The organism is Marinospirillum sp. (assembly GCF_044810985.1).
Taxonomy (GTDB): Bacteria; Pseudomonadota; Gammaproteobacteria; order Pseudomonadales; family Halomonadaceae; genus Marinospirillum.
This window is the reverse complement of record NZ_CP085242.1, coordinates 1135366-1155507: the sequence shown is the minus strand read 5'-3', so window position 1 is coordinate 1155507 and position 20142 is coordinate 1135366. Positions and strand designations below refer to the sequence as shown.

22 protein-coding genes are annotated in these 20142 nt (G+C 52.8%); 7 read left to right on the top strand and 15 right to left on the bottom strand.

Going from position 1 to position 20142, the window contains the following annotated elements; translation table 11 throughout:
* Positions 1-6: 6 nt before the first annotated feature.
* Both LG323_RS05495 and LG323_RS05490 read right to left on the bottom strand, forming a co-directional pair.
* On the bottom strand, positions 7-474 hold the full coding sequence (locus LG323_RS05495; protein WP_404419749.1) for an NUDIX hydrolase: 468 nt from the start codon (positions 472-474) through the stop codon (positions 7-9).
* Positions 471-1076, bottom strand: a complete 606-nt coding sequence (locus LG323_RS05490) for a pseudouridine synthase (RefSeq protein ID WP_404419747.1) — start codon at positions 1074-1076, stop codon at positions 471-473. The genes LG323_RS05495 and LG323_RS05490 overlap by 4 nt, the downstream gene beginning before the upstream one ends.
* A 192-nt stretch (positions 1077-1268) precedes the next feature.
* Between LG323_RS05490 and clpS the strand changes: the two genes are divergently transcribed.
* Together clpS and clpA are read left to right on the top strand one after the other, a co-directional pair.
* The gene (gene clpS / locus LG323_RS05485; protein ID WP_404419745.1) at positions 1269-1631 is read left to right on the top strand and encodes an ATP-dependent Clp protease adapter ClpS; all 363 of its coding nucleotides are present in this window, start codon (positions 1269-1271) and stop codon (positions 1629-1631) included.
* A gap of 74 nt (positions 1632-1705) precedes the next feature.
* Positions 1706-4006, top strand: a complete 2301-nt coding sequence (clpA, locus tag LG323_RS05480; protein WP_404419743.1) for an ATP-dependent Clp protease ATP-binding subunit ClpA — start codon at positions 1706-1708, stop codon at positions 4004-4006.
* Positions 4007-4072: 66 nt separating this feature from the next.
* On the opposite strand, the gene infA is transcribed toward clpA, so the two are convergent.
* From infA to aat, 3 genes are all read right to left on the bottom strand, one after another.
* Positions 4073-4291 carry a translation initiation factor IF-1 gene (infA, locus tag LG323_RS05475; RefSeq protein ID WP_027849523.1) on the bottom strand — a complete coding sequence of 73 codons (219 nt, stop codon included), beginning with the start codon at positions 4289-4291 and terminating at the stop codon, positions 4073-4075.
* A gap of 101 nt (positions 4292-4392) precedes the next feature.
* A complete protein-coding gene (locus LG323_RS05470) occupies positions 4393-5130 on the bottom strand; it encodes an arginyltransferase (protein WP_310697922.1) in 738 nt (245 codons plus the stop codon).
* Positions 5127-5786, bottom strand: a complete 660-nt coding sequence (aat, locus tag LG323_RS05465) for a leucyl/phenylalanyl-tRNA--protein transferase (RefSeq protein WP_404419740.1) — start codon at positions 5784-5786, stop codon at positions 5127-5129. The genes LG323_RS05470 and aat overlap by 4 nt, the downstream gene beginning before the upstream one ends.
* 103 nt (positions 5787-5889) lie before the next feature.
* Here aat and LG323_RS05460 point away from each other — a divergent pair, with 103 nt between their 5' ends.
* From LG323_RS05460 to LG323_RS05450, 3 genes are read left to right on the top strand one after another with little or no spacing between them, the layout of a single operon-like run.
* Positions 5890-8274 carry a DNA translocase FtsK gene (locus LG323_RS05460; RefSeq protein ID WP_404419738.1) on the top strand — a complete coding sequence of 795 codons (2385 nt, stop codon included), beginning with the start codon at positions 5890-5892 and terminating at the stop codon, positions 8272-8274.
* 23 nt (positions 8275-8297) lie between these two features.
* Entirely contained in the window at positions 8298-8918 is a 621-nt protein-coding gene (lolA, locus tag LG323_RS05455; RefSeq protein WP_404419736.1) for an outer membrane lipoprotein chaperone LolA, read from the top strand.
* Between the two features lies 1 nt (position 8919).
* Complete coding sequence (locus LG323_RS05450; RefSeq protein WP_404419734.1) at positions 8920-10242, top strand: replication-associated recombination protein A; 1323 nt, start codon at positions 8920-8922, stop codon at positions 10240-10242.
* On the opposite strand, the gene LG323_RS05445 is transcribed toward LG323_RS05450, so the two are convergent.
* From LG323_RS05445 to pilB, 3 genes are read right to left on the bottom strand one after another with little or no spacing between them, the layout of a single operon-like run.
* Positions 10232-11104 (bottom strand): prepilin peptidase, encoded by an 873-nt coding sequence (locus tag LG323_RS05445; RefSeq protein WP_404419733.1) that lies wholly within the window; start codon positions 11102-11104, stop codon positions 10232-10234. The genes LG323_RS05450 and LG323_RS05445 overlap by 11 nt on opposite strands.
* The gene (locus tag LG323_RS05440) at positions 11104-12324 is read right to left on the bottom strand and encodes a type II secretion system F family protein (protein WP_404419731.1); all 1221 of its coding nucleotides are present in this window, start codon (positions 12322-12324) and stop codon (positions 11104-11106) included. Before LG323_RS05440 ends, LG323_RS05445 begins: the two co-directional genes overlap by 1 nt.
* A gap of 11 nt (positions 12325-12335) precedes the next feature.
* On the bottom strand, positions 12336-14051 hold the full coding sequence (gene pilB / locus LG323_RS05435) for a type IV-A pilus assembly ATPase PilB (protein WP_404419729.1): 1716 nt from the start codon (positions 14049-14051) through the stop codon (positions 12336-12338).
* Positions 14052-14417: 366 nt separating this feature from the next.
* On the opposite strand from pilB, the gene LG323_RS05430 reads away from it, so the two are divergent.
* Together LG323_RS05430 and LG323_RS05425 are read left to right on the top strand one after the other, a co-directional pair.
* Positions 14418-14813, top strand: a complete 396-nt coding sequence (locus LG323_RS05430) for a prepilin-type N-terminal cleavage/methylation domain-containing protein (RefSeq protein ID WP_404419727.1) — start codon at positions 14418-14420, stop codon at positions 14811-14813.
* A gap of 271 nt (positions 14814-15084) precedes the next feature.
* Positions 15085-15771 carry a DUF5610 domain-containing protein gene (locus LG323_RS05425; protein WP_404419725.1) on the top strand — a complete coding sequence of 229 codons (687 nt, stop codon included), beginning with the start codon at positions 15085-15087 and terminating at the stop codon, positions 15769-15771.
* 89 nt (positions 15772-15860) lie between these two features.
* Here LG323_RS05425 and LG323_RS05420 read toward each other — a convergent pair whose 3' ends face one another.
* The 7 genes from LG323_RS05420 to LG323_RS05390 all read right to left on the bottom strand — a co-directional run bounded on the left by LG323_RS05420 (position 15861) and on the right by LG323_RS05390 (position 20135).
* The gene (locus LG323_RS05420) at positions 15861-16955 is read right to left on the bottom strand and encodes a 3-deoxy-7-phosphoheptulonate synthase (protein WP_404419723.1); all 1095 of its coding nucleotides are present in this window, start codon (positions 16953-16955) and stop codon (positions 15861-15863) included.
* Between the two features lie 65 nt (positions 16956-17020).
* Complete coding sequence (locus tag LG323_RS05415) at positions 17021-17353, bottom strand: TusE/DsrC/DsvC family sulfur relay protein (protein WP_404419721.1); 333 nt, start codon at positions 17351-17353, stop codon at positions 17021-17023.
* Positions 17337-17615 carry a sulfurtransferase complex subunit TusB gene (tusB, locus tag LG323_RS05410; RefSeq protein ID WP_404419719.1) on the bottom strand — a complete coding sequence of 93 codons (279 nt, stop codon included), beginning with the start codon at positions 17613-17615 and terminating at the stop codon, positions 17337-17339. Before tusB ends, LG323_RS05415 begins: the two co-directional genes overlap by 17 nt.
* A 1-nt stretch (position 17616) precedes the next feature.
* Positions 17617-17985, bottom strand: a complete 369-nt coding sequence (gene tusC, locus LG323_RS05405) for a sulfurtransferase complex subunit TusC (protein WP_404419718.1) — start codon at positions 17983-17985, stop codon at positions 17617-17619.
* On the bottom strand, positions 17982-18377 hold the full coding sequence (tusD, locus tag LG323_RS05400; protein WP_404419716.1) for a sulfurtransferase complex subunit TusD: 396 nt from the start codon (positions 18375-18377) through the stop codon (positions 17982-17984). Before tusD ends, tusC begins: the two co-directional genes overlap by 4 nt.
* Positions 18378-18380: 3 nt before the next feature.
* Positions 18381-19040, bottom strand: a complete 660-nt coding sequence (locus LG323_RS05395; protein ID WP_404419714.1) for a Bax inhibitor-1/YccA family protein — start codon at positions 19038-19040, stop codon at positions 18381-18383.
* A gap of 54 nt (positions 19041-19094) precedes the next feature.
* Entirely contained in the window at positions 19095-20135 is a 1041-nt protein-coding gene (locus LG323_RS05390; protein ID WP_404419712.1) for a hypothetical protein, read from the bottom strand.
* Positions 20136-20142 lie beyond the last annotated feature (7 nt).

Genomic DNA, 20142 nt, shown 5'->3' with positions numbered 1-20142 from the left:
TATACCCTAACGAAAGTCCTTAATCAGCTCCAGAGGGTAGCTTTGCCCCTCAAGATAATCCTGACAGCAGGGAAGCACCATGGGGCTGCGCAAACGGTTTTTTTGATCTTCTGCGAGAAGTTCGCTGAGAGTCAGCCAGCGGGGGCCAATAATGCCTTCATCCAGAACGGCGTCCGGCACCTCGGAAAGAGGGCGGGCAATAAAACAATGGCGGTGGTAAGTGATGCCATTGACGGCCGTGTTGATATACAAACCCAGATAAGAATGCACTTCGACCAGCCAGCCGGTTTCTTCCAGCGTCTCTCTTTCGGCGGCTTCAATCAGGGTTTCGTCCGCTTCCAGATGCCCGGCTGGCTGGTTGAGTACCGGCTTACCCGGCTGGGAAATCTGATCGTACTCTTCAACCAGCAAGAAACGCCCGTCATGGTAGACCAGCGTGGAAACAGTGACGTTGGGTGTCCAGCGACTCATCATGACTCCTTTTTAATGCCTTTTTTGCGGGGCTTCAGGGCAACCTTGCGTTCTTTGGTCGGCAGGTGAACCTGAGTGAGTTTCAACTTGCCGGGCCTCATGTGCTGTAAAGACCAGCTACCGATTGACCAGCGTAGCAGGCGTAATGTCGGAAAACCAACATGCGCTGTCATACGTCTGACCTGACGATTACGGCCTTCGATTAAGGTGATTTCCAGCCAACTGGTTCCTTTGCCAGGACGCGGCTTTACAGGTTCGGCTCTTTCCGGAAGTTGGGGCTCAGGCATCAGGCGTGCCTTGGATGGCCGGGTTTTGCCATCATTCAGTTCCACACCCCGGCTTAATTCTTGCAGGGCTTCCTGGGTGATCTGGCCTTCCACCTGTACCCAGTAGGTTTTGGGCAGCTTGAATTCGGGATGAGTGATACGCGATTGGAGTTCGCCATCACCGGTGAGCAGCAGCAGCCCCTCGGAGTCAAAGTCCAGGCGACCGGCCGGATAGATATCGGGAACCTTGATATAGTCCGAAAGGGTAGGGCGTCCCTTGTCATCGGTAAACTGGGACAGCACCTGCCAGGGCTTGTAAAAGAGGTACAGATCGCTCATGGTTTTCTCAATAGTGGTTTTTTTGGGGTGTTTACTTGTGATTTCATGAAAACATCCCTATTTTCTTAGTAATGCAGGTGAATAAACAAGCATTTGTGGGCTGGGATGGAATTTATGCCAGCAACAAATGACTAAGTTAAGGTAGAACAAACAGAGCACTCACGTTAAGAGGGTTAGCAGTTGAAGTCACAGATGTTGGCATCAGGCAGGATTTCCTGTTCAAGAGCATCAAAAGATGATGAGTTTGATCAGCGGGATGATGAAGAGCTGGCAACGGCGACAGCCAAGCCTCAGGTGAAAAAGCCACCTCTCTACAAGGTGGTCATGCTGAATGACGACTTTACACCGATGGAGTTTGTGGTTGAAGTGTTAATCCGGTTTTTTTATATGGACATGGAAAAAGCTTCACAAATCATGCTTGCCGTGCATACTGAAGGTAAAGCGACTTGTGGGGTTTTTACCCGGGATGTTGCAGAAACCAAAGCAGCGCTGGTGGTCGATTTCGCTCGCGAGAACCAGCATCCATTAATGTGTAACGTAGAAGTGGCGGAGTAAAGCGGCTGCAGACAGGTGTCCGTAGCTAGTGAAAACAACGACTGGTTCCCAGGCGGGTAAGTGAGGGTAGGCTCATGCTAAGCAAAGATCTAGAACACACGCTGAATGAGGCGTTCACCCTGGCAAGGCGCCAACGCCATGAATTTATGACAGTGGAGCATTTGCTTTTGTCTCTGCTGGACAATGAATCAGCTGCCCAGGTATTGAAAGCCTGCGGTGCTGATCTGGGTAGTATCCGCAAGGATCTCAACGACTTCATCAATGCCACCACACCGGTGATTCCCGATGATAATCTGGATCGCGAAACCCAGCCAACACTGGGCTTTCAGCGTGTCCTGCAACGTGCTGTTTTTCATGTTCAGTCCTCGGGCAAAAGTGAAGTGACCGGTGCCAACGTATTGGTTGCCATCTTTAGCGAACAGGAAAGCCAGGCGGTTTATTTCCTCAAACAACAGGATGTGGCGCGAGTGGATGTGGTCAACTACATCTCTCACGGCATCTCCAAGGTGGCGGATGATCCCGAACAGGATCGCGATATGCTGGGCCACGAACAGGAAGAGGAAGCGGCTGAAGGAGTGGCTTCCAACCATCCTCTGCACAGCTTTGCCACCAACCTCAACGAACAGGCGCGTATTGGCCGCATTGATCCGCTGGTTGGGCGCGATCACGAAGTGGAGCGCACCATTCAGGTACTGGCGCGTCGCCGCAAAAACAACCCTCTGCTGGTGGGTGAAGCCGGTGTCGGTAAAACCGCCATTGCTGAAGGCCTGGCCAAGCGGATTGTTGATGGTGAGGTGCCTGATGTCATTGCCGATGCCATCGTTTATTCGCTGGATCTGGGTGCCCTGCTGGCCGGAACCAAATATCGCGGCGACTTTGAAAAGCGTCTCAAAGCCCTGCTGCATGAACTCAAAAAGCAGGAAAACTCCATCCTGTTTATTGATGAAATTCATACCATCATCGGTGCTGGTGCGGCTTCAGGTGGCGTCATGGATGCCTCCAACCTCTTGAAGCCCATGCTGTCCAGTGGTGAGTTGCGTTGCATTGGCTCCACCACCTTCCAGGAATTTCGCGGCATTTTTGAAAAGGATCGTGCGCTGGCACGACGCTTCCAGAAAATTGATGTCGTCGAGCCCAGTGTGGAAGACACCATTGCCATTCTCAAGGGTCTGAAAAGCCGTTTTGAAGAACATCACAAACTGCGTTACGACGACCAGGCACTGGAAACGGCTGCGCGTCTGGCGGCTCGTTACATCAATGATCGCCACCTGCCTGACAAGGCCATCGATGTCGTGGATGAAGCGGGCGCCTATCAGCAGCTGCTGCCTGAAGATCAGCGTGTAGGTGTTATTACCATGGCTGAAGTGGAGGCTATCGTCTCCAAAATTGCCCGGATTCCTCCAAAAACTGTTTCCAGCAATGACAAGGAAGTGCTGCGCAATGTGGAGCGGGATCTGAAAATGCTGGTCTTTGGTCAGGATGAAGGCATTGAAGCCCTGTCCAATGCCATCAAGTTGTCCCGTGCCGGTTTGAAAGCCCCGGAGAAACCCATTGGTGCCTTCATGTTTGCCGGGCCAACCGGTGTGGGTAAAACCGAAGTGACCAAACAGCTGGCGCGAACTCTGGGTATTGAGCTGGTGCGTTTTGACATGTCGGAATACATGGAAAGACATACGGTATCACGACTGATTGGTGCTCCGCCGGGTTATGTGGGTTATGACCAGGGCGGTCTTTTGACCGAGGCTGTTACCAAGAACCCGCATTGTGTGCTGTTGCTGGATGAAATTGAAAAGGCTCATCCGGAAGTCTTCAACCTGCTGCTGCAGGTGATGGATCACGGTACTCTGACGGATAACAATGGCCGCAAAGCCGATTTCCGTAATGTGATTCTGGTGATGACCACCAATGCCGGTGCGGAAGTCTTGAACAAGCGCTCCATAGGTTTCAAAAAGCAGGATAACTCCACGGATGGGATGGAAGCCTTGCGCAACTTCTTTACTCCAGAGTTCCGTAACCGCTTGGATGCCACCATTCAGTTCAAGGCCCTGGATACTGAAGTTATCCATAATGTGGTTGATAAGTTCCTGGTCGAGCTTCAAGCTCAGTTGGATGACAAGCGGGTGGTTATTGAAGTGGATAAGAAAGCCCGTGCCTGGCTGGCTGAAAAAGGCTATGACCAGTCCATGGGGGCCCGACCCATGGCGCGCCTGATTCAGGAGAAAATCAAGAAGCCCATGGCGGAAGCCATCCTGTTTGGAGAGCTGTCGGAAAATGGCGGCACCGTGCATGTCACGGTTGAATCCAAGGACAGTGAAGATCTGAAGCTGGAATTTGAAGCTGCAGCTCAAGCTGAAGAGGAGGAGGGTGCCGTCTGAGGCACTGGAGAGATCTCACAGGAAGCAAAAAACCCGCCGCGGCGGGTTTTTTGTTGTCTGACTTCCTTAACGGGCGCGGTAAGTGATGCGGCCCTTGGTGAGGTCATAGGGAGACAGTTCAACCTTGACCTTATCGCCCGTAAGAATGCGAATATAGTTTTTACGCATTTTTCCGGAAATATGAGCAGTCAGCACATGGCCGTTTTCAAGTTCGACACGGAACATGGTGTTGGGAAGGGTATCAATGATGACACCTTCCATTTCAATATGGTCTTCTTTTGCCATTCGGTAAGAACCTCTGAATTGGCTGATTAAATTTTGCCAGAATAAAAAATCGCGAGTATTTTGCCTGATTTCTCAGTAAAGAGCAAAAAAATAGCCGTTGGCTAATCTGGGGGCGAGAAGCGAACCCATTCCTGTTGCTGGAGAATTTCCAAGGGTTGGTAGTTTTGCTTGTAGCTCATTTTCTGGCAGTTCTTGATCCAGTAGCCCAGATAGACATGCGGCAAGCCCAGCTTTTTGGCCAGGTTGACTTGCCAGAGTACAGCATAAACACCCAGGCTGCGGCGGTTTTCTTCGGGTGAGTAGAAGGTATAGATGGCAGAGAGGCCTTCGGACAAACGATCCATGGCCGCCACAGCCATCAGTCGGTGATCCGGGTCACGAAACTCCACCAACCTTGCCCAGGGTTCACTGAAGAGCAGAAAGCTGCGGAACTGATCAACTGATGGCGGATACATATCCCCGTCCGCGTGTCGTGCTTCCAGGTAGTTTTCGTAAAGTGCGTAGTATTCGTCGGTAAAATGAGTGTCCACCACCCAGGCTGTCAGATCCTGATTGCGATTCCAGATTTTGCGTTGCTGGCGGCTGGGCTTGAACTCAGTTACGGGAATACGAACGGATTTGCAGGCATTGCAATTCTGGCAATGCGGTCGGTAGAGATGGCGTCCGCTGCGGCGAAAACCTACCTTGCTGAGGCTGTCATAGATTTTCAGGGTTAAAGTTTGTTGCGGGTCGAGAAAGAGGGTTGTGGCCTCCCTGTTGGGCAGATAGCTGCAAGTGTGCGGCATGGTCTGATAAAAGCGCAGTGAAAAAGCTTGCTCACCCAGTGTATGGCTGGTCACACTTCAACTCCTTGCTTTAGATGGCGTAAGAATTCATCCCGTTCGATTTCTCTGGCTCCCAGGCTTGCCAAGTGTGGTGAATAGACCTGGCAATCAATCAACTGAAAGTTTAACTCTTCCAGGCGCTGAGCTAAAGCCACCAAGGCAACTTTTGAAGCATCACTGACGCGACTGAACATGGATTCACCGAAAAACACCCGGCCCAAAGCCAGTCCATACAGGCCCCCGACCAGCTCATTATCTTGCCAGACCTCGACCGAATGGGCAAAACCGCGCTGGTGCAATTCAATATAAGCGGCCTGCATTTCCGGTGTAATCCAAGTGCCTTCACGGTTTTGCCGGAGCTGGGCACAGAGGTGGATCACCTGGGAAAAATTCTGGTCAAAAGTGATTTGAAAATCATCCCGTTTCAGGCGTTTACGCAGGCTGCGATGGATTTTAATCTGCTCGGGAAAGAGTACCATGCGGGGAGCGGGCGACCACCAAAGAATGGGCTCGCCCTCACTGAACCAGGGAAAAATACCTTTGCTGTAGGCCAGCAACAGGCGCTCGGCACTCAGGTCGCCACCAAAAGCCAGAAGGCCGTTAGGCTCATCCAATGCCAGGTGAACAGCAGGGAACCAGAGTTTGTCATCCAGTTGCCAAATTTCGAGCATAACTCAGCCTGTAGCTGTGAAGAGAAGCAGGTTCTTTGTGGGTCTATGAGTTATCATAAGGCCTGGAATCTTTACCAACAAGTCAACCGATCGGGAAGAGCAAGTGAGTGATCAGGAAAAGCCCTCCAAAAGTGATTCAGTGAGCCATCTGGCGCATCGCTTACGCAAAGCCTTGCATGAAGCTGCTGCCCTGCTGCTGGCCTTGCTGGGGTTGATGTTGGGGCTGGCCTTGTTCAGCTTCAACGCCAATGATCCGGGGTGGAACATGACTTCGCAGCAAGCGGCCACCAACCTGATGGGCTTGTCGGGTGCCTGGCTGGCTGATGTGCTTTTTTCCCTGGCCGGGGCCGCGGCCTGGCTGCTGCCCTTGTCGATCCTGCACCTGGCTATTCAACTCCTGCGGCGTCCCTGGTTGCAGGAGGAATGGGACCCTTTTATACCTTCGCTGAGATTTTCCGGTCTGATGTTATTGCTGGTGGGTGTGGCCGGTATTGCTGCCCTGCACTTTTACGACGAAGAGGTCAGCTGGGTTTATGGTGCAGGCGGTATCCTGGGAGAAAGCCTGGCCAGTCTGGCGGCACCCATGTTGGGTCACCTGGGGGCTACCCTGGTTTTTTTGAGCGCCTGTTTCGCTGGCTTTTCCCTGATTACCGGCTGGTCCTGGTTGATGATCATGGATGAACTGGGCCATCTTCTGGTGGATCTGGGTGAAAAAGCCCGGAATGCCCTGCTTCAGGCAGAACAGCTGCGCCGTCAGGAAAAACAGGATTACTACCGCGAGGAAGCTGAGTCAAACCAGGCCGACTCACCCGGCTGGCTGGAAGGCATCAAGAACAAACTGCCCCAGATTCCCCAGTCCAGCAAAACAGTGAACCGTGAGCTTTACGAACCGCGTTTGGAGCCGGATGAACCCAGAGACGACAGCGACGAAGTGGAGGAAGAGCCCCGCCTGTTGACCGCCCAGGATTTACAACCGGCCAAAAACCACCTTCCGCAGGCTCCCGTGGGTGAAAAGCCCGGCTTGCAATTGCTGGACGCCACCCAGCCCCAGGAAGCCGGTTTCACCCAACAGGAGCTGGAATCCCTGGCGGTGCTCTTGCAACAGCGCCTGATCGAGTTTGGTGTTAAAGCCGAAGTTGTGGATGCCCACCCTGGGCCGGTGATCACCCGTTTTGAACTGGAACTGGCCGCCGGAGTGAAATCCAGCAAGGTCGCAAACTTGGCCCTGGATCTGGCGCGTGCCCTGAAAGTGCCCAGTGTCCGGGTGGTGGAAGTCATTTCCGGAAAATCCACCATTGGCATCGAACTGCCCAATGCCAAGCGTGCCCTGATCCGTCTGACCGAAGTCCTGGATCATGAAGCCTTCACCCAGGATAAACACCCACTGCCACTGGCGCTGGGCCAGGATATTGCCGGTAAGCCGGTGGTGGTCAACCTGGCGAAAATGCCCCATCTGCTGGTGGCGGGCACCACAGGTTCGGGTAAATCGGTGGGCGTGAATGCCATGTTGCTTTCCCTGCTCCTGCAACGCACACCCGAAGAGCTGCGCTTGATCATGATTGACCCGAAAATGTTGGAATTGTCCGTTTATGAAGGCATTCCGCATCTGCTGGCCCCGGTGGTCACGGATATGAAAGAAGCGGCCAATTCCTTGCGCTGGTGCGTGGCGGAAATGGAAAGACGTTACCAGTTGATGGCTGCTTTGGGGGTCCGAAACATCACCGGTTTCAATGCCAAGCTCAAGGAAGCCACCCGTAAAGGGGGTAAAGTCCTTGATCCTCTGGTTGACCCTGAAGCGGGCGGCGACCCTCAATACCTGGAAACCCTGCCCTATATCGTGGTGGTGATTGACGAATTTGCCGACATGATGATGCTGGTCGGCAAAAAGGTGGAAGAGTTGATCGCCCGCCTGGCCCAGAAAGCCAGGGCCGCCGGTATTCATTTGATTCTGGCCACTCAGCGCCCTTCCGTGGATGTGATTACCGGCCTGATCAAGGCCAATATCCCCACCCGGGTGGCTTTTCAGGTATCCAGTAAAATAGATTCCCGTACCATTCTGGATCAAAGCGGGGCCGAACAACTGCTGGGTAATGGGGACATGCTTTACCTGCCCACTGGAGCGCCTCAGCCAGAACGCATTCATGGTGCCTTTGTCGATGATGATGAAGTGCATCGGGTTGTAGAGGACTGGAAACAGAGGGGAACACCGGACTATGAGGAATCTATTCTCAATGGCAAGGTCGAAGCTGCAAGCCTGGCCGGATTGGAGGCAGAAGGTTCCAGTGATGAAGATGACGAAAATGATCCCCTCTATGATGAAGCCGTGGCCTTCGTCATCGATTCCCGCAAGGCTTCGACCTCAGCAGTGCAAAGGCGCTTTAAAATCGGTTATAACCGGGCTGCGCGTCTGGTGGACGCCATGGAGAGAGCGGGCCTGGTTTCACCGCTTCAGGCCAATGGACAACGCGAACTGCTGGTCAACCAATAAAATCACTCGTTTTAAGGAATAACATGTCCTACAAATCCCTATTGATCGCTGCCTTCCTGCTGCTGTTCAGCTTTGGCTTGTCTGCAGCTTCTCCAGAATCCAGGTTGCAGGGTTACCTCAGTGAACTGCAGAGCCTGGAAGCAGAGTTTGATCAGAAGATTCTGGACGCCAGTGGTCAAAGACTTCAGCAAACCGAAGGTGAGATGCGCCTTTTGAAGCCGGGTCGCTTCCATTGGGAAACCCGTAAACCCTTCCCGGAAGTTCTGGTTTCAGATGGCCAAACCCTCTGGCTTTATGATCCGGGTCTGGAACAGGTCACTGTCCAACAGCTGGATCAGCGAATGGCGCATACACCGGCCCTGATCCTTTCCGGGGAGACGGCTGATCTAACCGAGGACTTTCAGGTTGATTACCAGAAAAATTCTGATGAAGAGGTTTTCACCCTGGTGCCTCGGGCGGGTGACAGTCTCTTTGAGAAGCTGCAATTGTTTTTTCAGCAGGGTCAGATCACGGCCATCAGCCTGGAAGACAGTCTGGGTCAGCAAACCCGTGTTGATCTGATCAATCCCAGATACAATCAGCCGCTGTCACCTTCCGGTTTTGATTTTGTCATTCCTGACGATATTGATGTGATCCAGGAATAATATGTCCGACGATCTGTTCAGTTCCACTCAACGCCCGAGCTGGCAGCCTCTGGCCGCCCGGATGCGGCCACGCAATCTGGCTGAATTTGTGGGTCAGGACCATCTACTGGGTGACGATAAATCCCTGCGCCAGGCACTGGAGGCAGGGCAGCTCCACTCGATGATTTTCTGGGGGCCGCCGGGAGTTGGCAAGACCACCCTGGCGCGTCTGTTGGCTGAGCAGGGTGAGCTGCGCTACACCAGTCTTTCTGCGGTCATGAGTGGGGTCAAGGAAATTCGCTCTGCCGTGGTTGCCGCTCAGGAACATCAGCAGTTCACTGGCAAACCGACTCTTTTGTTTGTTGATGAAGTGCATCGCTTTAACAAGTCCCAGCAGGATGCTTTTCTGCCCTACATTGAAGACGGCACCTTTGTGTTTATCGGGGCCACCACTGAAAATCCTTCTTTTGAACTCAATTCTGCACTCTTGTCACGCGCCAGGGTTTATGTACTCAAATCCCTGAGTGAAGATGTACTGCAGGATCTTCTGGAGTTGGCACTCACCAACCCGGAAAGAGGCCTGGGTCAGCAGTCCCTGCAGGCTGATCCTGAAACCCTGGCCGTGCTGGCCAGAGCCGCCGACGGTGATGCGCGCCGGGCTCTTAATTTTCTGGAAATAGCTGCTGATCTGGCTGAAAACGGGCAGATCACTGAAAAAACCATTGCCGAGGTGGTGCAGGAAAGCCTTAGACGCTTTGATAAGGGTGGCGAAGCCTTTTATGACCAGATTTCCGCCCTCCACAAAGCAGTACGTGGCTCGGCCCCGGATGCTGCTCTCTACTGGCTGTGCCGGATGCTGGATGGCGGTTGTGACCCTCTGTATATTGCTCGCCGCGTCGTGCGCATGGCCAGCGAAGATATTGGTAATGCCGACCCGCGTGGTCTGCAACTGGCGCTGAATGCCTGGGATGTGCAAACCCGCCTGGGCAGCCCGGAAGGCGAGCTGGCCATTGCCCATGCCGTGGTTTACCTGGCCGTGGCCGCTAAATCCAATGCTGTTTACAACGCTTTTAATGCAGCCATGAAGCAGGTGAAATCCACACCCAGTTATGAAGTGCCTCTACACCTGCGCAATGCCCCCACCGGCCTGATGGAAGACTTGGGCTATGGTGCAGAATACCGCTATGCCCACAATGAACCGGAAGGCTACGCCGCCGGAGAAAACTACTTCCCCGAACAACTGGTGGGCACTCACTACTACCAGCCGGTCGAACGTGGCCTGGAAATTAAAATTGCGGAAAAACTGCGCCACCTGCGCAGCCTTGATGAAGTGGCTAAAGGGTAAAAGCCCAGCTGGTGATCAGTAGCCAGCTGTCCAGCATCAGCAGTTCAGCAATTTCCCAGCCACCGAGCAGTAACACCAGCGTACCCACCACTAGGTGAGGCCCAAAGGGCAGAGCCTGACCGGCCCAGGCTTTACGCAGCTTCATGATCAGGGCAACCAGTAGGCCGGAGAGCGAGGCGAGCAAAATAATCGGCACCAGTGCGGGAGCACCCAACCAGGCACCCAGTGCGGCCAGCAGCTTGAAATCCCCATAGCCCATGCCTTCACGCCCGGTCAGGAGTTTGAATACCCAGTAAAGACTCCAGAGGCTTAGGTAGCCCAGTACCGCCCCGGCAAAGGCTTGATTGAACAGTTCCGGAGTGGAATAAAGCCAGTGAAAAATTAGTCCGGCCCAGACCAGGGGCAGGGTCAAAAAATCCGGCAACAGTCGGGTCTGGATATCAATCACAGCCAGAGCCAACAGGGTCAGGGCAAAACCCATCAAGGCCAGTGCCTGAAAGCTGGCTCCATAGCGCCAGGCGATCAGCAGGGTCAGCAGGCCTGCAGCCAGTTCGACGCCGGGATAAAGCCGCGAGATCGGATTTTTGCAGCTTGAACAACGCCCTTTCAAAAACAGCCAACTGATGACCGGTAGATTGTGTTTCCAATTCACCGGGGCCTGACAGGCAGGGCAGTGGGAGGCGGGCCAGGCCAGGCTGATATTCGGCAGATCAGTTTCACCCCAGCTGCGCCGGAGCATCAACGGCAGACGGTAGATCACCACATTCAGAAAACTGCCGATCACCAGCCCCAGCAGGCAAGCAAAAACCAGCCAGAGCCAGAAAGGCCAGAGGCTGGCATCCAATCCCGTCAGCCATGCCATTACATGATGCTTCCCATCTGGAAAATGGGCAGGTACATGGCAATCACCAGGCCACCGACAATAACACCCAATACCGCAATCACCAGGGGCTCCAGCAGGCTGGTCATGCTATCCACCATGGTGTTGACCTCTTCCTCGAAGAAATCAGCCACCTTCATTAGCATGGTATCCAGTGCACCGGACTCTTCACCGATGGCCACCATCTGGTTCACCATGGTGGGAAAGAGTCTGGCCTGGCGCATGGAAAAATTCAGCTGCTGGCCGGTGGCAACATCATCCTTCATCCGGGTAACCGCCCCACGATAAACCAGGTTGCCGGTTGAACTGCCTGCCGAATCCAGAGCATCAACCAAGGGCACCCCTGCCGAGAAGGAGGTTGCTAGGGTGCGTGAAAAACGGGCGACCGCCGATTTGTGCAGAAGCTGGCCGACAATGGGCAAACGCAAAGTGAATTTACTGAGTCGGTAAGCAAAAGCTTCCGAGCGTTTTTTCATGAAATTCACCAGATAAACCAAGCCGATCAAGGTCCCGAACACCAGCCACCACCATTCCTGCATGAACCGCGAAAGATTGACCACCATCTGGGTGAAAGCCGGCAGCTCTGCCCCAAAACCGGCAAACATTTTTTCAAATTCCGGAACCACCTTGACCAGCAGCAGAGCCGATACCCCCATGCCAATGATCAGAACAAAAACCGGGTAATACAGCGCTTTTTTGATTTTGTTTTTCAGCGACTCCATGCGCTCCTTGTACAGAGCCACCCGTTCCAGCATGTCTTCCAGGGCCCCCGAGGCTTCACCGGCTTCCACAAGGCTGCAAAACAGATCATCAAAAACCTTGGGATGACGACGCAAGGCCTGAGCCACTGGTGTGCCTGCCGAAACCTGATCACGCAGATCCATCAAGAGGTTACGCATTTTCTTTTTGGTCTGGCCTTCAATGGTGATGGTCAAAGCCTGAACCACCGGAACACCAGCCTTGATCATCGTTGCCAGCTGGCGCGAAAAAAGAGTGATATCACGGGCCGTGATTTTCTCACCCAGACCCAGGGAGAAATTGGACTTTTTGCGAATCCGCTTGGGTGAAATGCCCTGCTCACGAAGCTTGGCACGCACCAGATTGATGTCTTCGGCTTCAATTTCGCCCTTGATCTTTTCGCGCCGGGCATTGGTTCCTTCCCAGTGGAATAAATGGATCTTGGGTGGTTTGGTTGCTGCCATAATTTTTCAGCCTATTCCATGGTGACGCGGGTTAGTTCATCGACACTGGTCAGACCGGCAAGAACCTTTCTGCGGCCTGACTGACGCAAATCAGGAAAGCCCTGCTCACGGGCCTTGCGACTGATCTCCATGGCACTGGCGGAATGCATCACCAGATCTGCCAGTTCCGGGGTGATTTTGACCACCTCATAAATCCCCAAACGCCCCTTGTAACCCTTGGTGCACTGGCTGCAGCCTACTGCATCATAAATCTGGTTTTCCGCCAGTTCCTGTTCGCTGAAGCCCAGCTCCAGCAGCGTATCCTGAGGCAGTTCGGAAGGTTTTTTGCATTTCGGACAAAGCCGCCTGGCCAGGCGCTGGGCTATGATCAATTGTACAGAAGCGGCCAGGTTGTAGGCTGGAACCCCCATGTTCATCAAACGGTTCAGAGTGGCTGCAGCTGAGTTGGTGTGCAGGGTGGAAAGCACCAGGTGCCCCGTCTGGGCGGCCTTGACGGCTGTTTCTGCTGTTTCTATATCACGAATCTCGCCCACCATAACCACATCCGGATCCTGGCGCAAAAAAGCCCGTAATGCCGAAGCAAAATCCAGCCCCACCTTGGTATTGATGTTGACCTGGTTGATGCCATCCATATTGATTTCAACCGGATCTTCAGCACTGGCAATATTGCGCTCAGGCGAGTTCAGCAGATTCAGGCCGGTATAAAGAGTAACCGTTTTACCACTGCCCGTGGGGCCGGTGACCAGAATCATGCCTTGAGGGTTGGCCAAGGCCTGCTCATAGAGTTTTTGTTGCTCGGCTTCAAAGCCCAACTGCTCTATACCCATTTTGGCGGCATTGGCATCCAGTATCCGCAAAACGATTTTTTCGCCCCAGAGGGTCGGCAGGGTATTCACACGAAAATCTATGGCCCGGGTTTTGGAAAGCCTTAGTTTGATGCCACCATCCTGGGGAATACGCCTCTCGGAAATATTCAGCTTGGCCATGACCTTCAAACGTGCAGCAAGGCGGCCCCGCAGTGACAAGGGCGGGCGGGTCATCTCATGCAGAATGCCATCAATACGACAGCGAACCCGATAACTGTGCTCATAGGGTTCAAAATGAATGTCCGAAGCGCCCCGGCGTATGGCATCTAGCAACACTTTGTTTACAAACTTTACAATAGGTGCATCATCCTTGCCACCCACTGCATCGCCGCTCAGCTCTTCTTCAACCTGGGTGCTGCCAGCTTCCAAACCTTCCAATTCGGAGTCATCCAGATCCCCCAAAGAACCGATGTCGGTTTCCAGTGATGCTTCCAGAATTTGGTGCAGCTTGGTTTCGGAAACAATAATCGGGTTAATGATCAGCCCGGTCTGGAATTGGATTTCATCAATGGCAGCCAGGTTGGTCGGCGTGGAAAGAGCCAGAGACAACTGGTTATCACGCAATAGAATCGGTAGAGCCTGATGCTTGCGCAGCAGGTTTTCTTCCACCAGCTTTTTGGGGAATTGCTTGGGATCAATGGCTTCCAGATCCAGATAGGGTAGCCCGAATTCCTCAGCAATCAGATTGGCCAGTTGATCGCTGTCTACATGACCTGTGCTGTTCAGGTAGTGGCTGAAAGACAGACCATTCTCCTTGGCTTTGACCTGCGCAGCGAGAGCTTCTCCTTCATCCAGCAAACCATCGCGAATCAGGCGCTTGGAGAGAGAGCTGAGAACATGAGGATTGGAAACATCCACCATAAAGCCAGAGTCCTTGCGGTAGTAAAGTAAAGGTTTGTCAAGAAGCCTCTGATTAACGTTACGAGCGCAGGTCAGGCAAGGCGAAATTGGCCGAAAAAGCGGAGTTTACGTGGAGTAAATGAGCACTTTGAGGTTAATTTCAACGCCGCATCACCAAGCGCAGTAGCTAATCAGAGGTTTCGTAACCGATTATGACACCGGCTCAAGCCCGAATACTAGGTAACAGCCTGCATTTTTTTGATGTATTTGATTGAAATCATGGTTGCATTAGGTTACAAAGTGTTTCATAGTTCCCAGGCAAGCTCAAGACTTCCCGCAGGGAAGCTGGACTTCTCAGATTGAATTGAACCCAAGGAGATTCAAGAAATGAAAGCAAATCAACAAGGCTTTACCCTTATCGAACTGCTGGTGGTTATTGCCATCATCGGCATCCTGGCAGCAGTGGCAGTGCCTCAGTATCAGACCTATGTAGATCGTGCCGAAGTTAATGCTGATTACTCAGGGGTATCTTCGTTTCGAACAGCTGTTGATGCAGCAATATTTTCTGGTGAAGATGATTCAATAGGAGATCTGCGTTCAGCTACTAATTTGAGTGATACAGAAGAAGATGGTAAGCCGAAGCTCGAAGCGGGAACAACAGATGGTACTTATGTTTTAACACGTGGTGTTGTGACTCTTAATAGAGACACTAGTGGTAGCTGGGAATGTACAGTGGACTCCAGTGTTGACTCTGACCTGGTTCCTGATGCATGTAGTCAGTAATAAATATCTTGTTAACCTTTTCAGTCTAGGCTCCTTCGGGAGCCTTTTTTATCGCTCTTGATTTTTCTTTCCAATAATTCTGAAGCACCTTTTTCAGCTCATTACATATAAAAAATATATTTGACTTCCAGCTGTTTTTTTGAAGCTTGAAAGTCCTGCTAACTCCTTGCTTTTCCTGGATTTCCTCTAAAATCTATTAAATCCTGTAAAGTTTTGCTTATTTTTGCCGATCTCCTCTAATGTGCATAATACATTTGATGAGGGCTAGGCTATGTCCAGCGAACATTTTTCAATACCACCCACACCTGTGACCACACCCGGCCAGGCGAACCCGCCCAAGGCACGTGCCGCTGAAGTGTTGGCAGACAAGCGCACGGATGCCCCAGAAACCCCTGATAAGGAAAAAGATACGGATTGGAAGGCGCGTCAGGCTGAATCGACGGTTGAGGCTAACCAGGGGCTTTTGCAGGCGATGTTCGGCAAAGCTAAAAACAGTAGCGCCAATGCCCAGAAGATTAACTATCAGGAAGTAGTGACTCAGCTGGAAGAAGTCTTGCGCAAGGAACTGGGCGATGAAAACTTCAGCCTGGATAAGCTGGCTGCCAAAACCTCAGGCGTTGAAGGTGAGGAAGATTACTGGTCGCCGGAGCGGACTGCTGACCGTATTTACACGGGTGCCACCGGTTATTTTGAAGCTTTCAAGAAACAGCATCCAGATCTGAGTGAAGAAGAGGTGCTGGACAAATTTCTGTCAATCATAGCTCCGGCCATTGATAAGGGGTTTGATGAAGCAGCGGATATCCTGCAGGGTTTCAATGTCTTTGAAGGGGATATTGAAAGTAATGCCCGCCGCACTCAGGAACTGGTGCATGAAAAACTGGCTGTTTTCCGCGAAGAAATTTTAGGAACCCAGGGCAAGGAAAAAGACTTGATTGATGATTCACAGGGCGAGAAGTAAAGGTTAACAAGTTTCTGCTCTTCTGTGATGCTTTTTAAAAGGCGGCCACCTTCAGGGGCCGCCTTTTATTTTGGCGAATGAACAAAAGCCTAGCTGTTATTGGCAGCTCTCTGGCGGCGTTCTTCCAATACCGGACGTAGTTTTTCAGCCATTTCCGTCAGGGTTTTTTCAGTGGTGTCCCAGTCGATGCAGGCATCGGTGACCGATACGCCGTATTGCAGCTGGGATTTGTCCTGAGGGATTTTCTGGTTACCCCAGCCCAGGTTGGATTCCACCATCAAGCCGACAATGGATTCATTGCCGTCCATGATCTGGTGGGTGACGTTATCCAGCACCAGGGGTTGCAGGCCGGGGTCCTTGTTGGAGTTGGCATGGCTGCAATCAATCATGATGTTCGGAGCCAGGCCTGCTTTGTGCAGGTCGGCTTCACAGAGTTTGACGCTGACGGAGTCATAATTGGGCTTGCCATTGCCGCCGCGCAGTACTACGTGACCAAAGCTGTTGCCCTTGGTGCGAATGATCGCCACCTGGCCTTCATTGTTGATGCCGAGGAAATTGTGCGGATGCGCCATGGATTTCAGGGCGTTGACGGCAACATCCAGGCTGCCATCGGTGCCATTCTTGAAGCCGACCGGGCAGGAGAGGCCGCTGGACATTTCGCGGTGGGTCTGGGATTCAGTGGTACGGGCACCGATGGCGCTCCAGGCAATGCAGTCCTGCATGTACTGGGGGGAAATCGGGTCCAGAGCTTCGGTTGCCAGTGGCAGGCCCATTTCAGACAGATCAACCAGCAGCTTGCGGCCAATATGCAGACCTTCTTCAATCTGGAAGGAGTCATCCATATGCGGGTCATTGACCAGGCCTTTCCAGCCGACCGTGGTGCGGGGCTTTTCAAAGTAAACACGCATCACCAGATAAAGAGTATCACCGACCTTGTCAGCCAGTTCCTTCAGACGCTGGGCATAGTCCAGTGCGGCATCGACATCATGGATGGAGCAAGGGCCGATGACGATAAACAGGCGCGGATCTTCGCGGTTTAAAATGCGTTGAATAACCTGGCGACCCTCGAAAACGGTTTTTTCCGCCGCTTCGGTTAAAGGCAGTTTGTCTTTGAGACGATCCGGAGTGATCAAAATTTCCTGGGCGGCAACATTCAGGTTGTCGACCCTTTTACTGTCGGTCATAGAATTTCCTTGGATAAACAATGGGCAAAGCGAGAAAATTGACCCATTGTAGGGTAAGTCGTGCTCTAAAGACAATTATCCGGCTTGGGCAAACCGGCCAATCGGGCTGCTGTTTTGGCGGGGCTTTCACCAAAGAGCTGCATCAGGTAGATGCTGCGCGCCTTCTCAGGGCCCAGTTCCTGGCGGAGGTATTTGCTGAAGGGGCGCATGGCCGGGGAGAGTTCAAATTCCTGATAAAACTGGCGCAGCAGCCAGAGGATTTCCCAGTGTTCAGAAGTCAGCTTTTTGCCTTCCTGGGCTGCCAGGGATTCAGCAACGTCAGGAGACCAATCCTGCAGGTTTTCCAGATAGCCTTCGGGATCAAGTGGAGGTAAAGAGGCATCACCAACTGCAGACACGTTCAGCCTCCAAGGTGGTTTCAACCCACTGGGCATCGGAAATGCCTTTCACACCAGAGGGCAGCTTTTCACTCAGCCCGCGGGCAAGTAAATCATCGGCCAGGGCCAGCAACTCCACACCAGCAGGTAGCTGTTGCAAAGACTCGGTATCCAGAACCAGGGTGACGGCGGTTTCCGTCAACAGGAGTTGATCGCCCGCAGCCAGCAGACGCAGGCAGTGGGGCAGCTTTTGTATGGAGTTGAGTTGGTGAAGGCTGGCCATGTTAAAACACCAGAGTGTTGGTCGTTTTGGCAATCAGTTGCTGCAGTTGTTCAGCGGTGGCAGGCTGATTTTTCAGCAGCAGTTGATCAGAACTCAGGCTGAATTGCTGCAAAGCCAGAGCATCGGTATAGACCGCCTGCAAATCATAAAAAGGCAGTGCCTTGAGCATGGACTGAATGCCCTTGAGTTGCAGCTGATCCGGTTGTTGACCCTTGACCAGTTGCAGAACCCCTTCACCGAGAAATGCCAGTGCTGTTTTCTGTTCAAAAGTGGCGCTGACCAGTGCCGTATCCAGGCCTTCTTTCGCGGCAGTCCCGGCCAGAGGTGGCTGTGTCAGGATCACCAGCAGATCAAAATCGGGTCTACTCATGAGGTGAAAGTCACTGTTCGGTCGGCGTGGCTGAGGCTGTCAATCAATTGCCCGAGGCCGGAAAGAGAAAAACCGTCAGCCAGATTGTGATGTTCCAGCCTGTGTCGGGTGGCTTCTTTGGCATCGACAATACCGCGTTTCAAAGCCGCTGCCACACAAACCACCAGTTCCAGTTGATGTTCTTCAGCCAGTTGTTGCCAGGCTTGGGTCAGGTGGGTTTCATCCTGGGGCGGGCAGCTCAAGGCATTGGCCACCAGCACGCCTTCCTGATAGAAGAAGACCCGCTGAATGGAATGGCCTGCAGCCAGGGCCGCTCTGGCAAACCTTAACGCAGAAAAGGGCGCCTGACTTGAGTAGGGCGCCCCGCAAATGTTCAGTGCAAAAACTGCCATGGGTTATTCGTTGCTCATACCCAGAAGTGACAGCAGGCTGATGAACAGGTTGTAGATGGCTACAAAGAGGCCAACCGTGGCGCGGATGTAGTTGGTTTCACCGCCGTGAATGATTTCACTGGTCTGGAAAAGAATCAACGCAGAAGCGAAGATCACAAAGCCAGCACTGATGGCTAGATGCAAACCGCCCATACCCAGGAAGAGGTTGGCAATGACACCGGCAATCAGAACCAGGCCGCCGACCAGCAGGAATTTACCCAGGAAGCTGAAGTCTTTTTTGGTGACCAGGGCCACGGCAGAAAGACCGAAGAAAACCAGTGCTGTCATGGCGAATGCGGAAACCACAACATTACCCATGCCTGCACCCAGGTACATATTCAGGATGGGCCCCAGGGAAAGCCCCATAAAGCCGGTGAAGCCGAAGACACTCAGCAGGCCCCAAGCGGAATCAGCCAGCTTGTGAGTCAGAAACATAAAGCCGTAAGCACCAATGAAGAACACAAAAATGTTCAGTTGCAGATTGGTCGCCATGGCGAAAAAAGCCGTGACCGCACTGAAAGCCAGAGTCATGGCCAGCAGCATATAGGTGTTGCGCAGTACCTTGTGTGCTTCAGCGCTGATCGTTTTGGATTGCGCCTGTGCAGTTTGAGCGTCGTAACGCATGGTTTGTTTCTCCAGTGGTTATTGCGAATTCAGCAGATTAGATAGCTAAGCAGCTTACGGGTTCCCACCTAAAATGGCAAAACCTTGTTTATAGCCCAGTCCTCCATTGCCATGCACCCCGCCTATCAGGTCGGGATTATTATGCAAAGCCTGGGTCATTTCAATCAGGGCGCGCAGTGCCGGTAGGTTCCAGGGAGCGCGATTCAGGTTCATGCCGCCTTTCAACGTCAGACGATGCTGCTCCAGCCAGGCCGGAATTGCCTGAAGATCCTGAACAAAATCCCCTCTCAGCAACAACGCCAGAGGCACCACCGGATAGCAGGTGTAGGCCTCAAGCAGCGCTTGGCCCTGATTGAACACTTCAGCAAATTCCAGCTCGGCTTCCAGGTTGGCGTAGTGAACGGCTTTTTCCAGATGCCAGTAGTCTGCCAGTTCTTCCAGATGATCGGCACCGTCGCCCTGAGCAAAGCCGATACCTACCCCTTTGACGGCTATAGGAGGGTTCGAAAGATCAAAGCTGCCCAGCAGATCAGCACGGGTCAGCAGTAAGCTACCGGAATAATCCGTGTAGGGATTGGCGCAATCGACACCGCGAAAAAGCTCGGTGATTTCTGCAAACCAGCGTTCCTCTACCTCAACTTTCGGGGCAGAACGGCGATAGTTGGCAAATAAAGCATCGCGCAGTTTTCGAAAATCATCAAAGCTCAAACCCTGTTGATGGCAGAAAGAGCGGGCCAGATCCGTATAAGCTTCGGGCAGCGGATAATCCGGGCCAAAAACCTCCTGCATCAACTGATCCCGCTCTTCCCGTGAATAACCGGTTTTAATGGCATCCTGACCTTCAATCAGCACCGCCTCAAAAGCCCCTTCCTTAAGCTGGGTGTGGGCGTAAGCCAGGGCTTCCAAAGGGCCACAGCCCGAGCGAAAATGATTTCTGGCTTGAGGCGAAGACCAGCCGGCCTTTAATGGGTCAATCACCAGGCGCTCCAGCTTGAGACCTGCTTCAGTGACCTGTTCGCGCAGTTTATCCAGCTCAGTCAGACTGCCCTGACCATCCTGACGACCGGCTGCGCCGATGATAAAAACCTGATGCATAGAAAAT

Coding starts and splice junctions, on each gene's coding strand:
- LG323_RS05495 (WP_404419749.1), bottom strand. CDS start 474: ATGATGAGTCGCTGGACACCCAACGTCACTGTTTCCACGCTGGTCTAC.
- LG323_RS05490 (WP_404419747.1), bottom strand. CDS start 1,076: ATGAGCGATCTGTACCTCTTTTACAAGCCCTGGCAGGTGCTGTCCCAG.
- clpS (WP_404419745.1), top strand. CDS start 1,269: ATGTTGGCATCAGGCAGGATTTCCTGTTCAAGAGCATCAAAAGATGAT.
- clpA (WP_404419743.1), top strand. CDS start 1,706: ATGCTAAGCAAAGATCTAGAACACACGCTGAATGAGGCGTTCACCCTG.
- infA (WP_027849523.1), bottom strand. CDS start 4,291: ATGGCAAAAGAAGACCATATTGAAATGGAAGGTGTCATCATTGATACC.
- aat (WP_404419740.1), bottom strand. CDS start 5,786: ATGCTCGAAATTTGGCAACTGGATGACAAACTCTGGTTCCCTGCTGTT.
- lolA (WP_404419736.1), top strand. CDS start 8,298: ATGTCCTACAAATCCCTATTGATCGCTGCCTTCCTGCTGCTGTTCAGC.
- LG323_RS05450 (WP_404419734.1), top strand. CDS start 8,920: ATGTCCGACGATCTGTTCAGTTCCACTCAACGCCCGAGCTGGCAGCCT.
- LG323_RS05445 (WP_404419733.1), bottom strand. CDS start 11,104: ATGGCATGGCTGACGGGATTGGATGCCAGCCTCTGGCCTTTCTGGCTC.
- LG323_RS05440 (WP_404419731.1), bottom strand. CDS start 12,324: ATGGCAGCAACCAAACCACCCAAGATCCATTTATTCCACTGGGAAGGA.
- pilB (WP_404419729.1), bottom strand. CDS start 14,051: ATGGTGGATGTTTCCAATCCTCATGTTCTCAGCTCTCTCTCCAAGCGC.
- LG323_RS05430 (WP_404419727.1), top strand. CDS start 14,418: ATGAAAGCAAATCAACAAGGCTTTACCCTTATCGAACTGCTGGTGGTT.
- LG323_RS05425 (WP_404419725.1), top strand. CDS start 15,085: ATGTCCAGCGAACATTTTTCAATACCACCCACACCTGTGACCACACCC.
- LG323_RS05420 (WP_404419723.1), bottom strand. CDS start 16,955: ATGACCGACAGTAAAAGGGTCGACAACCTGAATGTTGCCGCCCAGGAA.
- tusB (WP_404419719.1), bottom strand. CDS start 17,615: ATGGCCAGCCTTCACCAACTCAACTCCATACAAAAGCTGCCCCACTGC.
- tusC (WP_404419718.1), bottom strand. CDS start 17,985: ATGAGTAGACCCGATTTTGATCTGCTGGTGATCCTGACACAGCCACCT.
- tusD (WP_404419716.1), bottom strand. CDS start 18,377: ATGGCAGTTTTTGCACTGAACATTTGCGGGGCGCCCTACTCAAGTCAG.
- LG323_RS05395 (WP_404419714.1), bottom strand. CDS start 19,040: ATGCGTTACGACGCTCAAACTGCACAGGCGCAATCCAAAACGATCAGC.
- LG323_RS05390 (WP_404419712.1), bottom strand. CDS start 20,135: ATGCATCAGGTTTTTATCATCGGCGCAGCCGGTCGTCAGGATGGTCAG.